The following is a 12,411-nucleotide window of genomic DNA, read 5'->3' as shown; positions in this document are numbered from 1 at the left end:
GATCATATCGCGTCGAGGACAGGGTGATGCAAGACGCGAGGCGACCGAACCTAGCGACCAGCGTAGCTCAAGACCATTTCACGGCCGATCTCCCGTTGTTCATGAGACGGATTTCGACGATCTCTATCCACGCTGTAGAGGGCGCGCAGATAGCTCATGTCCCATTCCGTCAAACGGTCAGCGGCCGATCGTTCATCAAAGAGGGTCAGTATGCTGTCCTGCCCCGTCACATCGACATCTGGATTGACCTGGGCCAGGGCGACCAAGGCGACATAGTCGGTGACGCTGGCTAAACTCCGCCCTTCCAAACGAGAGGCGTCCACAATCACGACGGAGCGCTTCAGGTCATTGCGCAACCCGCTCCGCAGACGCGACATGCTTCGGACGTGCAAGATGGGAACCTCGAAGCCGCTACCATGCTCGCCGACCGTCATCACGACAGGACTGTTTCCCGTGTCCGCCTCCACCGGCAAGCTGACATTCCACCAGCGCACCGGTCTTTCCCGGACCTGGAACGCCTCAAGCGCAGGCTCGCTCAAGGTTGCGAGAACGCCTGGCGGTCGGAACCCCTGCGGATTCTCTCGCACCAATTTCTGCGCCACAGCCGAGGCGTCGTCGGCAAACACGATCATGATGTCCGCCCGACACCCCGGCTGGCCGATGCGGAGTCCGAGATCCAGCGCCAGACTGGAAACACGATCAATCACGTATTGAGCTGCCTCCGGAGTCGCATTGGCCACGCCGATGCAAACCTCCTCGCTCCAGCGTCCCAGCGTCATATTCCGAGGAGGGGCTGCGACCGAAGCGACAAAATTCTCCGCTCGCGTTTGCAGTTCGCCGGCACGGACCTCGACATCTTTGAGCACCGTCGGACTTTCAGTCCCCTCCTGAGGCATGGAGACGACCGCCGCATCGCGCTGCGCCCCTCCCAAGATCGCTGCGGCCATAACCGCTATGAGAGCCGAATACATGACCTATCCCGCCAACAGAAAAAGGGACCGCTTGCGCGGCCCCTTCATCATGCGACTCCAGTAGTCTGGATCGGAATCAAAAAACCGTAACGCGGTTCTTTTTTGACGATCAACCCTCGTCTTCTTCCTTGAGCAGCTCTTCCTTCGAGATCGGGGTGTCGGTGACCTCGGCGATGCCGACGATCAGGTCGACGACCTTCTCTTCATAGATGGGCGCGCGCAGCTGGGCGGCGGCGTTCGGGTTCTGGCGATAGAAGTCCAGAACCATCTTCTCCTGGCCCGGGTAGTTGCGGGCTTCGGCCATGATGGCGCCCGACAGTTCCTGGTCCGTCACGCCGACGTTGTTGGCGCGACCGATTTCGGCCAGCACCAGACCCAGGCGCACGCGGCGCTCGGCGATCTTCTTGTACTCGGCCTTCAGTTCGTCTTCCGACTTCTTGGCGTCCTCTTCCGGCAGACGGCCGGCGTCCTTGTCAGCCGACACCTGGGCCCAGATGCCTTCGAACTCGGCGTCCACCATCTTCGGCGGCAGGGCGAAGTCGTGAGCTTCGTCCAGTTGGTCCAGCAGGGCGCGCTTCAGCTTGAAGCGGGCGGCGCCGGCGTACTGCTGGTCCAGGTTGGCCTTCAGCAGCTCTTTCAGCTTGTCCAGCGACTCCAGGCCGATGCGGGTGGCGAACTCGTCGTCGATCTTGGCTTCGGCTTCGGCCTTGATGGCCTTGACCTTGACGTCGAACGTGGCGGCTTTGCCGGCCAGGTTCTTGGCCTGGTATTCTTCCGGGAAGGTGACCTCGATGGTCTTCTCTTCGCCGACCTTGGCGCCCTTCAGCTGCTCTTCGAAGCCCGGGATGAAGCGGTTGGAGCCGATCACCAGGTCAGCGTCCTCGGCCGAACCACCTTCGAACACTTCACCGTCCAGCTTGCCGACGAAGTCGATGGTCAGTTGGTCGCCTTCGGCGGCCTTGACCGACTTGCCGGTCTTGTCCTCATAGGACTTGGCCTGCGAGGCCAGTTCCTTCAGGGCTTCGTCCAGATCTTCGTCTGAAGCGGTGTAGGTCGGGCGGTCCAGCTTCAGGGTCTTGGGGTCGACCGGGGTGAAGTCGGGCATGACTTCCAGCGACATTTCATAGGCCAGGTCTTCCTGACCGGCGATGACCTTGTCCATGTCCGAGATCAGCTTCATCTCGGCCGGGGCGGCCGGGCGCAGCTTGGCCTCGTCCAGGGCCTTCTGGCTGGTTTCGTTCAGCGAGGCGTTGATGATTTCGCCCATGAAGTCACGACCGAAGGTCTTCTTGACGTGCGCGGCCGGCACCTTGCCCGGACGGAAGCCCTTGAGCTTCATCTGGGGCGCAACTTCCTTGATGCGCGCTTCCAGCTTTTCGTTCAGCTCGGCTACCGGGATGGTCACCGCGAGCACGCGGCTGAGGCCTTCGTTCGACTTTTCGACGACTTGCATGGTCGGGATTCTGACGCTCTGTGGCGACGCCGAACGGCGCGCGCGGTGGATAAAGCAATAGGGCCGCCCTTTTGGAGCGGCGCCTCGAAGCCCGCCCTTATGTCGAGAAGGGGCCGAAAGGTCAACGCGCGCGGGTTCCTTTGCCGCCGCCGCCTCGCTATCTGAAAGGCCATGAGCCAGTCCCCTGCCCCTATCGGCGTCTTCATCACGCCCGTCACGCCGCTGCAGCAGAACTGCACGACCGTCTGGTGCACCAAGACCAACAAGGCCGCCGTCATTGATCCCGGCGGCTCGGCGGATGCGATTCTGGGCGAGATCAAGCGCCGCGGCCTGACGCTGGACGCTATCTGGATCACGCACGGCCACCTCGACCACGCCGGCGGCGCGGCGGACATGCAGGAAAAAACCGGCGTCGACATCATTGGCCCCCATGTCGAGGACCAGTTCTGGATCGACCTGATTCCCACCCAGGGTCAGAAATACGGCCTGCCCGAGGCCCGCACCTTCACCCCGACGCGCTTCCTGGCCGACGGCGAGACGCTGACCTTGGGCGAGACGACCTGGGAGGTCCTCCACTGCCCTGGCCACACGCCCGGTCATGTCGTCTTCTTCAACCGCGAGGCTCGCTTCGCGCAGGTCGGCGACGTGCTGTTCCAGGGCTCGATCGGCCGCACCGACTTCCCACGCAGCGATCATGCCGCCCTGCTGCACGCCATCACCACCAAGCTGTGGCCGCTCGGCGACGACGTGACCTTCGTGCCGGGCCACGGCCCGCATTCGACCTTTGGGGCCGAGCGTCGGACTAATCCCTATGTCTCGGATCAGGCCATGTCGCGCGCGCCCATCGCCCGACCGGCGTCAGGCCCCTCCTGATCTAGCGCGCGGCCAGCAGGCCGATAATCACGCCGATTCCCAACGCATAGAGCGAAGCTCGCATCGGCTCGTCGCGAATGGCGTCGCGCGCCCGCTTGACTCGTCGGTCCGCCCAGGCGCGCGCCTCCGCCGCATCTTCGCGGACCGCCTCGTGGATCGGGCGCGGCTGGGCGCCTCTGGCGATGATGGCGTCCGCCGCCTCTTCCAGCCTCAGCCCTTCGGTCGAGGCGCCGTTGACGATGTCTTCGGGCAAGGCGGATGTGCGAGGTTCTGCCATGAGCGATCTCCGGATTTTGAGGGGTCGTTTTTCAACCCGTCGACGTCCCGCGGGTTCCTGATCGAACGCGCCTCTCTGATCGCCCGCTCGCCACGCCGCCTCCGCACGCGCGCCAAACCAGCCGCCTACAGAACAAGGAAATCGTTCTTGTTCGGAACCGCATCGACGGCGCCGGGTTCTTTCCGGCAAGCGCCACCGTCTTTGAAAGGAACAGCCGAAATGGCCGAAGGTCAGCCCACCCGCGGGTCGGGTGTTTCCAAACGAGGATTCGCCTCGATGGACCCCGAACGCCAGCGCGAGATCGCCCGCAAGGGCGGCGCCAGCGTCCCCAGCGAGAAGCGCAGCTTCTCTCAGGATCGCAGCCTGGCGGCCCAGGCCGGCCGCAAGGGCGGCGAGGCCTCGCACGGCTCGCGCAACAAGACCGACAGCGACGCCCCGCCCAAGGGTTGAGCCTTTCCGTCTGACATTGAGGCGGCGCAGTCCAAAGCTGCGCCGCCTTTTTGCTGCGCGCTGGCCGACTCAGGCCGTCAGCAGGGCCAGTCCAACCGCCGGATCTGGACCGACCTCGAAGGCTTCCAACTCCCAACCCGCCGCCTGAGCCAGCGCCGCCACTGACGCCTGGTCGAACTTGCGCGAGCTTTCAGTGTGGACGGTCTCGCCCCCGTTGAAGCGGAAGGCCAGCTTGCCCAGATGCACCGTCATCGGCCGGGTCGCCTTCAGGTGCATCTCCATCCGCGAATGCTCGGGGTTCCACACGGCGACATGGGCAAAGGCCTCGGGCTCGAAATCCATGCCCAGCTCCCGATTGGCGCGGACCAGAAGATTGCGGTTGAAGGCCGCCGTCACCCCCTGAGCATCGTCATAGGCCGCGACCAGAATCTCAGGCGACTTCACCAGATCGACGCCGAGGATGAACAGACTGCCCTCCCCCAAAACCGCCCGCGCCGACCGCAGCAAGGCGACCGCCGCCTCTGGCGTCAGATTGCCGATGGTCGATCCGGGAAAGAAGCCGATCCGACGCCCCGGCCCCGCCTCGGCCGGCGGCGGGGTCAAATGCTCGAAATCGCCGACCACCGGCAGGACTTTCAGCCCCGGATAGGCGGCGCGAATGCGTAGGGCCGCCTCGTTCAGCGCCGTGGGACTGATGTCGATGGGGACATAGGCCGCCAGGGCCGTCGCCGCATCCAGCACAATGCGCGTCTTCTCGCTGGCCCCCGACCCCAGCTCGACCAGCACCGCGCCTGCCCCGAACCACGCGGCCCACTCAGGCGCAACACGCCGCAGCAGCGCCGCCTCCTGCCGCGTCGGATAATACTCGGGCAGGCGGGTGATCTCCTCGAACAGCCGCGAGCCTTCTGCGTCATAGAACCACTTGGGCGGCAGGGCCTTCACCCGACGCGACAGGCCGTCGATCATATCCTGGCGAAAGGCGTCATGCGCACCCTCGTCCTCGATCTGCGCCCCGTCCGTCGCCAGCCGCACGCCCGCGAACATCCAGCGCTGATGCGGATAGTAGAAGTTGCGATAGCTGGGACGGGCATGGCCCTCTGGCGTGGCGAAGGCCCCGCCGCGCAAGACCATCTGATTGGCCATGAACTTGCCGTTGTATTCCGCCGCCGTCCCCTCGGTCGGCCGGAACCCCGGATAGGGGGCATAGGCGCTGGCTGTCCATTGCCAGACCTCGCCCGTCAGGTTGGACAGGGCGCCGGCATCGGTCCTGGCGACATGCTCCCACTCCGCCTCGGTCGGCAGCCGTCGCCCCGACCACCGGGCAAAGGCGTCCGCCTCATAGAAGCTGACGTGCCGCACCGGCGCCGCCGGATCAACGGGCCGCCGCCCGCTCAGGCTCATGGCGCTCCACCCGGCCACTTCCTCGCGCCAGTAGAGGGGCGCCGTCCAGCCTTCCGCCTTCACCCGCGCCCAACCGTCCGCCAGCCAGAACTCGGCCCGCCGATAGCCGCCGTCGTCGATAAACTCGATCCAGTCGGCGTTCGTCACCAGATCCGCCGCCAGCGAGAAGGGTTCCAACCAGACCTTGTGCGCCGGCCGCTCGTTGTCGAAGGCGAAGCCCCCTTCCCCGGCGCCGATCTCGCTCAACCCGCCCTCGAACGAAACCCAGCCGCCCCTGCAGGCCTCGACCACGCTCTCTCGCGGCTCGACCGCATAGGCCGCCGGGTCCAGCGGCGAGCGCGACATCAGGTTCAGCATGTCCATCAGGAACAACTCCTGATGCTGCTGCTCGTGGTGCAGCCCCAGGTCGAACAGATAGCGTTCCAGATCGTCTTCCAGGCCTTCGGCCAGTCTCGCCTCCATGCGACGGTCGATCTCATCACGATAGGCGATGACCTGATCCAGCGAGGGCCGCGTCATCAGCCCCCGTTCGGCCCGCTCCACCCGTTCGCCCAACGCCTCGTAGTAGGAGTTGAAAAGCCGGTTCAGGCGCTCATCAACGGGAACATAGTCCAACCGCCGCGCCAGGATCATCGCCTCGAAGAACCAGCTGACATGGCCCAGATGCCACTTGCCCGGACTGGCTTCCGGCATGGACTGGGCCGCCAGGTCCTCCGCCGTCAGCCCTTCGGCAAGACGCCGCAACCGCGACCTCACTCGCCGATAGACCGCCGCGTCCTGCTCCACGATCCGGGAAGCCCTGAGAGGGTGGCTCATTCGCTCGATGCTCGCTGAAAGCTGATCCATCCGCTCTTTTGAATGCCGCCTGACGCACGCGGTTCCGTGTGTTCAAGGGGCGTCGCCGCGCGGAACGGTCGCGCAGAGCCCGCGTTTCCGCCACGCGCCCTCCACTGTCGGATCGCGCCGCCCGGCTTCAGGATTCCCGTTGCATGCCCCATGTTCGCGTGCCTGACGGGCCGCAGGACAATGGCCCGAGCTATGCAGCCTCTCGCCGCCCCATCGGCATCGTAGATCCGGTCGACTGGCGTCATGCGATCACCGACCTCCTGCCCTCGTTGCGCGCCTTCGCCTTCACCCTGTCGCGGAACGCCGCCGACGCCGACGACCTGGTGCAAGAGACCCTGACAAAGGCCTGGGCGCACCGGGCGCGGTTCGAGCCGGGCAGCAATCTGCGGGCCTGGCTTTTCACCATCCTGAGGAACAGCTGGTACACCGGCGCCGCCAAACGCCGCCGCGAAGTGCCCGACGAAGAGGGCCGCTACGCCGCCAGTCTGACCGCCGAGGCCAGCCAGGAATGGAGCGCCGAACTGACCTCGCTCCAGGCCGCGCTGAACGCCCTTCCGCCAGAGCATCGCGAGGCCATCGTCATGGTCGGAGCCGCCGGCCTGTCCTATCAGGAAGCGGCCGATATCTCGGGCTGCGCGGTCGGCACCATCAAGAGCCGCGTCAATCGCGCGCGCCATCGTCTGGCCCTATTGCTGGAGATGGAACCCCCTGTCAAAGCTGACCAAAATGTAATCCACGGCGACAGCTAGGCAGGAGGAACGACCCCTCGTTTTCTCGGTTCCCTTTTTCAGAAACCGGGAGAGTCGACCATGATGAACCCCATGGAAAATGAAGTCCGAAACCCCGTCGATCCAGAAGCGCCGTCGCCCGCCCAGGCGAGTGAGCCACAGGTCAAGAAGACCGGTTTCGCTCGCTGGATCAGCCAGCATTTCGGCGCCGAGCCGCCCCATCGCCACAGCGAAAACTTCTTCATCAGCGACGTGACCGAAGGCGGCATCGGCTCGCACCATCGCCATCAGGTGTTCCGGCCCGACAAGCGGCAGTAGCGGCCTGGGACCGGATCCAGGCGGCATGACAACGGGGCCCTGGCGACCGCCACGGCCCCGTTGTCATCTAGCGGCGCAGCCCGCCGTGCTTGGCGTATTCCAGCCGCGCGATGGCGCGGTTGTGCACCTCGTCCGGACCGTCGGCGATTCTCAGCGTCCGCACCGTGGCGTAAAGCTCCGCCAGGGGCGTGTCGCCGGACACGCCGGCCCCGCCAAAGGCCTGGATGGCGTCGTCGATGACCTGCAACGCCATCTTCGGCGCCGCCGTCTTGATCTGGGCGATCTCGGACTTGGCGTTCTTGGCCCCCACCTCGTCCATCATCCAGGCGGCCTTCAGCACCAGCAGGCGACACATCTCGATATTGGTGCGGGCCTCGGCCACGCGTTGCTCCCACACTGAATGCTCGGCCAGGCTCTTGCGGAAGGCGGTGCGGCTCAACAGTCGCTCGACCATCAGCTCCAGCGCCCGCTCCGCCGCGCCTATCACGCGCATGCAGTGGTGGATGCGGCCCGGCCCCAGCCGCCCTTGCGCGATCTCGAAGCCCCGTCCTTCGCCCGCGATCAGGTTTTCGACCGGCACCCGGACGTTCTCCAGCACCACCTCGGCGTGGCCGATCGGCGCCTCGTCGTAGCCGAACACCGACAGCATCCGCTCGACGCGGAAACCCGGCGTGTCGGTCGGCACGATGATCTGGCTCTGCTGCTGGTGCGTCGCCGCCTCAGGGTCGGTCTTGCCCATGACGATGGTCACGGCGACGTTGGGATGGGCCATGTTGGTCGACCACCACTTGCGACCGTTGATCACATAGTGGTCGCCGTCGCGAACGATGCTGGTCTGGATATTGGTCGCATCCGAGGACGCCACCTCGGGCTCGGTCATCAGGAAGGCCGAACGAATCTCGCCCGCCATCAACGGCTTCAGCCAGCGTTCCTGCTGCGCGGCGTCGCCGTACATGTGCAGGACCTCCATGTTGCCAGTGTCGGGCGCGTTGCAGTTGAACACCTCGGCCGACCACAGCCGCCGCCCCATCAGTTCAGCGAGCGGCGCGTATTCCAGATTGGTCAGCCCGGCGCCGTGCTCGCCCGGCAGGAACATGTTCCACAGCCCCGCCTCGCGCGCCTTGGCCTTCAACGCCTCCATGACCGGGGCCTGGACCTTGGGATTGGCGTGAACCTGGGCGCGGTATTCCGCCTCGGCCGGAACCACATGGGCGTCGATGAAGCTCGACAGGCGCTCACGCCACATCAGGCCGCGTTCGGAGGGGGCGAAATCCATGATCGTGTCCTCAAACTCTTCACCGCGCTTCTGCGAGCGCCGATAGCAAAACGGCGCGGCCCCGATGGAGCCGCGCCGTCCTTGTTCTGGTCCTCAGAAACGCATCAGCGCTTCAGCAGCGGCGCCAGCTTCTGGGCGATCATCATGTCGCCGGCGATCTTCAGCTTGCCCTGCATGAAGGCCATCATCGGGTCCAGCTTGCCTTCCGACAGGGCGATGAAGTCGTCCCACTTCATCGAGACGGTGGCGTCGGCGGGCTTGTCGTCGTTCGACACCGAGTTCGGCACCGAAGCGCCGTCGATGAAGATCTTGCCGACGTCGCCGAGGTCCAGCTTGACAGTCTTGCCAAGACCCGAGTTGTCGCCGACGGCGCCGCGGATGTGTTCAGTGACGGTGGTCAGGTCCATGTGCGTCTCTCCCAAGAGCAAGATTGAGGCGCAGGCGTAGCCCGCTGTGAAGGCGGCGCCAAGATCACGCTAGGGAAAGCGGCGACCGGTCGCGCCGCGTCGCCGCCCCTGCCGATCCCTAGAAGGCGGCCTTCAACCCCACCACGAAGCGGTCGTCGGTCAGCGGCCCGTCCACATCCGTGTCATGATACCGCACGTCCACCGCCAGATTGTCGGTCAGGGCATAGGCCAGACCCAGGTTCCAGGTGGTGTAGTCGTCGGTGACGTTCAGCCACTGATGGCCGACCGCGCCGGACACGGTCCACTTGTCCGCCAGAGCATAGGCGGCGTTCGCCTCCAGATAGGTCGCCTCGTCGTCCACGCCGAAGAAGTCAGGCGAATAATAGACCGCCGCGCCGAGCGTCGCCGGCCCGATGGCCCGCGACGCGGCCGCCTTGAACTCGACATAGGTGTAGTCCGACGCGCTCGGCTCATTGACGTAGAAGTAGCCGACGACGCCGAAGTCCAGCGCATAGCCCGCCGCCTCGGTGCGATAGCCGCCATACAGATCGACCTCGGCGTCGGTATCGTCGCCAAAGTCCACTGTGGACGCCCAGGTTCCCGCGTAGAAACTACCGAAGGTGGCGTCGATCCCGCCTTGGATCGCCGGGTCCTCATCGGTCTGGCTGGCCCCGCGGAAGACGTAGTCGCTGACCACGCCGATATTGAAGGCCACCTCCGGCGCGGACTGCGCCTGAGCGGCACCCGCCCCCACGGTCAGGGCCAGTAGTGAAACGCAAGCAAGTGCAACTCTCATGACATATCCCCTCAAAGTCTGATTGTTATTGGCTACGCCTACTCATCCGGCCGCTGATGGAGCGCGACCGGGCCTCGGTTGTCGGGGAATGGGACGCGGCGGGGAGGCGCCGCGTCCCGCCCCCTAGCCTCAGACGCCGTCCAGCACTTCGCCGTGCAGGTGGGCGTCCAGGCCTTCCGTTTCCTGCTCGTCCGTGACGCGCAGGCCCGTGGTGTATTTGCAGATCAGCAGGATGATCAGAGTGCCGACCGCGCTCCACAGGATGGTCCAGACCAGACCCAGGGCCTGGGCGCCGATATTGGCCCCTTCCGACAGGCTGTTGATCGCCGTCGAGGCGAAGACCCCCGTCAGCAGGGCGCCGACCAGACCGCCCGCGCCGTGCAGGCCGAAGGCGTCCAGGCTGTCGTCATACTTGAGCAGCTTCTTCAGCCAGACCGACGAGACGTAGCAGGCCGGACCGGCGATCAGGCCGATGATGACCGCGCCCTTGGGATCGACGAAGCCTGCCGCCGGGGTGATGGCGACCAGACCCGCGACGACGCCCGACAGGACGCCGATCAGCGACCACTTCTTCTTGTAGACCACCTCGACGAACTTCCAGGCCAGCGAGGCCGCAGCCGCCGCCAGCAGGGTGTTGATCAGGGCCGCGCCCATCAGGCCGTTGGCCGCGCCCGCCGAACCGGCGTTGAAGCCGATCCAGCCGACCAGCAGCAACGAGGCGCCGATCATCGTCAGAACCGGGTTGTGCGCCGTGATGGGCTCGACGCCGTAACCCTTCCTCGGCCCGAGGAACAGGGCGCAGACCAGGCCCGCCACGCCCGAGTTGACGTGCACCACCGCGCCGCCGGCGAAGTCGAGCACGCCCTGCGCGCCCAGGAAGCCGCCGCCCCAGACCCAGTGGGCGATCGGCGCATAGACCACCAGCGACCACAGGGCCGTGAACAGCAGCATGCCCGAGTACTTCAGCCGCTCGGCGAAGGCCCCGGTGATCAGCGCCGGGGTGATGATGGCGAAGGTCAACTGGAACGACACCCAGAGGAACTCCGGTATGCCCGGCAGCAGGCTGTGGGCCGTATCGACCGTCACCCCGTTCAGGAACAGGGCGTCCAGACTGCCTATGTACTGATTGACCCCGGCGTCGCCGTTCGTGCCGAAGGCGATAGTGTATCCGGCGATGAACCAGGTCAGCGACACCACAGCGAAGGCGGCGACAGACTGGGTGATGGTGGCGATCACGTTTTTGCGGCGCACCATGCCGCCGTAGAAGAGCGCCAGACCCGGCAGAGTCATCAGCAGGACCAGGGCGGTGGAGGTCCCCAGCCAGGCCGTGCCCGCCGCATCGAGCTCAAGCGGAACCTGATGTGAAAACAGCGCCGGAGCAGGCTCCGACGCTGTTACAGCGGCACTGGCGATATTGGCGACGGCGGCGGCGTCGGGCGCTGCGAGCGCCGCTCCCACCGCGAACAATCCGCCGGTTAGACAAAGCAGGGCGACAAGCCCCGGTAAGCTGTTCTTGAACTGCGTCATGCGCGTATCCCCTCATGCGTTTCGCAGTTGCGAACTGTTTATTGCATCTGCGAGATCGACAAGAGGAAAAATGCAGCGCTCAGAGAATTTTTAACCCACAAGTCACCATCCATTGACGCCATCTAGAAACGGGATGGAGAATTCTTGAGCGATTTTGAAATTTTTCTCTAAAAACCAAGCTCCAGATGCGACAGAACGACCCACGATCAGCGATTTTACAGCCATTTACGACGGCGAGCCCCGGCTCCTGTCTAGGATGCCGCGCAACACCGACGCGAGGCGCGCCATGAAACCCCAGCTGTCCCCCGACGACGCCCATCTGAATCGCCTGTGGCGTGAGACTTTCGGCCAGCCCATGCCCCTGATCGGCGCGCCCGATATCGCCCGCCGCATCCTGCGTCAGAACGGAGTATCGGCCAGGGACCTGGCCCAGCCCCTCGACGCCTCGGCCGCCCCTTCGCCCGCTCCAGGCGACGCGCGGTCAGCGAGCCGACAGAAATCCCAAGCCTGAATACGCTCGACATCAGGCGGCGCCTCGACGCCCCCGGATCAGGCTCTCGTCACTCGACGCGCTTGCCACGCTGTCCGGCAGCGCAATCGGTTCAACCAGGGAGCCCGCCTCAACGCAGAATGGATTCATCTGCCCCTCCCATCCCCCATTGAGAGAGCAGGAATAGCAGCCCGAAACCATGAAGCAGGCAGCAAGGACAGTCAGGATCTTCAGGGCGCGACGGGGCATCAGACCTCCTTTGACGGAGCCTTACCCTAGCATCGCCAGACAAACCGTCACGCGCTCCCGCGCAGCCTTTGACCTGGCCCTCGCAAGAAGTCCGATGTTCTGAGTTTGCTTGAAGGGGATGGCTGAAACCCCAGGCGGGGTTTCTGGCGGAGACGGAGGGATTCGAACCCTCGGTACCCCTTACAGGGTACGACGATTTAGCAAACCGTTGCCTTCAGCCACTCGGCCACGTCTCCGGCAGGCGGCGTGGATAGCCCGTCATTTGACGGCGCGCAACAAGCTAAGCGCAATCAATCACGTTAACGGGGGATAGACACCCGCCGTGCAAGGAAATAGCCCCTAATCTTCG

14 protein-coding genes and 1 tRNA gene are annotated in these 12,411 nt (G+C 65.0%); 5 read left to right on the top strand and 10 right to left on the bottom strand.

The features are described from left to right. Positions 1 to 50: 50 nt before the first annotated feature. Both ACR9FL_RS08080 and tig read right to left on the bottom strand, forming a co-directional pair. A complete protein-coding gene (locus ACR9FL_RS08080; RefSeq protein WP_297933695.1) occupies positions 51 to 971 on the bottom strand; it encodes a hypothetical protein in 921 nt (306 codons plus the stop codon). Positions 972 to 1,080: 109 nt separating this feature from the next. Then, on the bottom strand, positions 1,081 to 2,424 hold the full coding sequence (tig, locus tag ACR9FL_RS08075; RefSeq protein WP_436357966.1) for a trigger factor: 1,344 nt from the start codon (positions 2,422 to 2,424) through the stop codon (positions 1,081 to 1,083). 171 nt (positions 2,425 to 2,595) lie between these two features. On the opposite strand from tig, the gene ACR9FL_RS08070 reads away from it, so the two are divergent. Then, a complete protein-coding gene (locus ACR9FL_RS08070; protein WP_296172235.1) occupies positions 2,596 to 3,297 on the top strand; it encodes an MBL fold metallo-hydrolase in 702 nt (233 codons plus the stop codon). Position 3,298: 1 nt separating this feature from the next. Here the strand turns inward: ACR9FL_RS08070 and ACR9FL_RS08065 are convergent, their stop codons facing one another. Then, positions 3,299 to 3,574, bottom strand: coding sequence for a hypothetical protein (locus tag ACR9FL_RS08065; RefSeq protein ID WP_436357965.1), 276 nt, complete (start codon positions 3,572 to 3,574; stop codon positions 3,299 to 3,301). 219 nt (positions 3,575 to 3,793) lie between these two features. Between ACR9FL_RS08065 and ACR9FL_RS08060 the strand changes: the two genes are divergently transcribed. Next, positions 3,794 to 4,024 carry a general stress protein gene (locus tag ACR9FL_RS08060; RefSeq protein ID WP_296172232.1) on the top strand — a complete coding sequence of 77 codons (231 nt, stop codon included), beginning with the start codon at positions 3,794 to 3,796 and terminating at the stop codon, positions 4,022 to 4,024. Positions 4,025 to 4,093: 69 nt separating this feature from the next. On the opposite strand, the gene egtB is transcribed toward ACR9FL_RS08060, so the two are convergent. Continuing rightward, positions 4,094 to 6,241: an ergothioneine biosynthesis protein EgtB gene (gene egtB / locus ACR9FL_RS08055; protein ID WP_436357964.1), complete on the bottom strand. Its 2,148-nt coding sequence runs from the start codon at positions 6,239 to 6,241 to the stop codon at positions 4,094 to 4,096. 173 nt (positions 6,242 to 6,414) lie between these two features. Here egtB and ACR9FL_RS08050 point away from each other — a divergent pair, with 173 nt between their 5' ends. Then, positions 6,415 to 7,020 (top strand): sigma-70 family RNA polymerase sigma factor, encoded by a 606-nt coding sequence (locus ACR9FL_RS08050; RefSeq protein ID WP_436357963.1) that lies wholly within the window; start codon positions 6,415 to 6,417, stop codon positions 7,018 to 7,020. 60 nt (positions 7,021 to 7,080) lie between these two features. Beyond that, complete coding sequence (locus tag ACR9FL_RS08045) at positions 7,081 to 7,317, top strand: hypothetical protein (RefSeq protein ID WP_436357962.1); 237 nt, start codon at positions 7,081 to 7,083, stop codon at positions 7,315 to 7,317. A 67-nt stretch (positions 7,318 to 7,384) separates the two neighbouring features. Here ACR9FL_RS08045 and ACR9FL_RS08040 read toward each other — a convergent pair whose 3' ends face one another. From ACR9FL_RS08040 to ACR9FL_RS08025, 4 genes are all read right to left on the bottom strand, one after another. Beyond that, complete coding sequence (locus ACR9FL_RS08040; protein WP_296172228.1) at positions 7,385 to 8,593, bottom strand: acyl-CoA dehydrogenase family protein; 1,209 nt, start codon at positions 8,591 to 8,593, stop codon at positions 7,385 to 7,387. Positions 8,594 to 8,697: 104 nt separating this feature from the next. Continuing rightward, positions 8,698 to 9,000, bottom strand: a complete 303-nt coding sequence (locus tag ACR9FL_RS08035; RefSeq protein ID WP_105562281.1) for an SCP2 sterol-binding domain-containing protein — start codon at positions 8,998 to 9,000, stop codon at positions 8,698 to 8,700. Between the two features lie 118 nt (positions 9,001 to 9,118). Next, entirely contained in the window at positions 9,119 to 9,796 is a 678-nt protein-coding gene (locus ACR9FL_RS08030) for a TorF family putative porin (RefSeq protein WP_296172227.1), read from the bottom strand. Between the two features lie 129 nt (positions 9,797 to 9,925). Continuing rightward, on the bottom strand, positions 9,926 to 11,323 hold the full coding sequence (locus tag ACR9FL_RS08025; RefSeq protein ID WP_296172226.1) for an ammonium transporter: 1,398 nt from the start codon (positions 11,321 to 11,323) through the stop codon (positions 9,926 to 9,928). Between the two features lie 286 nt (positions 11,324 to 11,609). Between ACR9FL_RS08025 and ACR9FL_RS08020 the strand changes: the two genes are divergently transcribed. Further along, entirely contained in the window at positions 11,610 to 11,834 is a 225-nt protein-coding gene (locus tag ACR9FL_RS08020) for a hypothetical protein (RefSeq protein ID WP_436357961.1), read from the top strand. A gap of 12 nt (positions 11,835 to 11,846) precedes the next feature. On the opposite strand, the gene ACR9FL_RS08015 is transcribed toward ACR9FL_RS08020, so the two are convergent. Continuing rightward, positions 11,847 to 12,062, bottom strand: a complete 216-nt coding sequence (locus tag ACR9FL_RS08015; RefSeq protein WP_436357960.1) for a hypothetical protein — start codon at positions 12,060 to 12,062, stop codon at positions 11,847 to 11,849. A gap of 144 nt (positions 12,063 to 12,206) precedes the next feature. Beyond that, positions 12,207 to 12,298: transfer RNA gene (locus ACR9FL_RS08010), tRNA-Ser, on the bottom strand. Positions 12,299 to 12,411: the final 113 nt, after the last annotated feature.

The sequence above is a fragment of the Brevundimonas sp. CEF1 genome, from assembly GCF_051353055.1.
Classification (GTDB): Bacteria; Pseudomonadota; Alphaproteobacteria; order Caulobacterales; family Caulobacteraceae; genus Brevundimonas.
Note: the sequence above shows the minus strand (reverse complement) of the source record. Positions and strands in the feature narration are given on the sequence as shown.

Excerpts from the sequence above, each read along its gene's own strand:
- ACR9FL_RS08080 (WP_297933695.1), bottom strand. The coding sequence starts at position 971 with ATGTATTCGGCTCTCATAGCGGTTATGGCCGCAGCGATCTTGGGAGGG.
- tig (WP_436357966.1), bottom strand. The coding sequence starts at position 2,424 with ATGCAAGTCGTCGAAAAGTCGAACGAAGGCCTCAGCCGCGTGCTCGCG.
- ACR9FL_RS08070 (WP_296172235.1), top strand. The coding sequence starts at position 2,596 with ATGAGCCAGTCCCCTGCCCCTATCGGCGTCTTCATCACGCCCGTCACG.
- ACR9FL_RS08065 (WP_436357965.1), bottom strand. The coding sequence starts at position 3,574 with ATGGCAGAACCTCGCACATCCGCCTTGCCCGAAGACATCGTCAACGGC.
- ACR9FL_RS08060 (WP_296172232.1), top strand. The coding sequence starts at position 3,794 with ATGGCCGAAGGTCAGCCCACCCGCGGGTCGGGTGTTTCCAAACGAGGA.
- egtB (WP_436357964.1), bottom strand. The coding sequence starts at position 6,241 with ATGAGCCACCCTCTCAGGGCTTCCCGGATCGTGGAGCAGGACGCGGCG.
- ACR9FL_RS08050 (WP_436357963.1), top strand. The coding sequence starts at position 6,415 with ATGCCCCATGTTCGCGTGCCTGACGGGCCGCAGGACAATGGCCCGAGC.
- ACR9FL_RS08045 (WP_436357962.1), top strand. The coding sequence starts at position 7,081 with ATGATGAACCCCATGGAAAATGAAGTCCGAAACCCCGTCGATCCAGAA.
- ACR9FL_RS08040 (WP_296172228.1), bottom strand. The coding sequence starts at position 8,593 with ATGGATTTCGCCCCCTCCGAACGCGGCCTGATGTGGCGTGAGCGCCTG.
- ACR9FL_RS08035 (WP_105562281.1), bottom strand. The coding sequence starts at position 9,000 with ATGGACCTGACCACCGTCACTGAACACATCCGCGGCGCCGTCGGCGAC.
- ACR9FL_RS08030 (WP_296172227.1), bottom strand. The coding sequence starts at position 9,796 with ATGAGAGTTGCACTTGCTTGCGTTTCACTACTGGCCCTGACCGTGGGG.
- ACR9FL_RS08025 (WP_296172226.1), bottom strand. The coding sequence starts at position 11,323 with ATGACGCAGTTCAAGAACAGCTTACCGGGGCTTGTCGCCCTGCTTTGT.
- ACR9FL_RS08020 (WP_436357961.1), top strand. The coding sequence starts at position 11,610 with ATGAAACCCCAGCTGTCCCCCGACGACGCCCATCTGAATCGCCTGTGG.
- ACR9FL_RS08015 (WP_436357960.1), bottom strand. The coding sequence starts at position 12,062 with ATGCCCCGTCGCGCCCTGAAGATCCTGACTGTCCTTGCTGCCTGCTTC.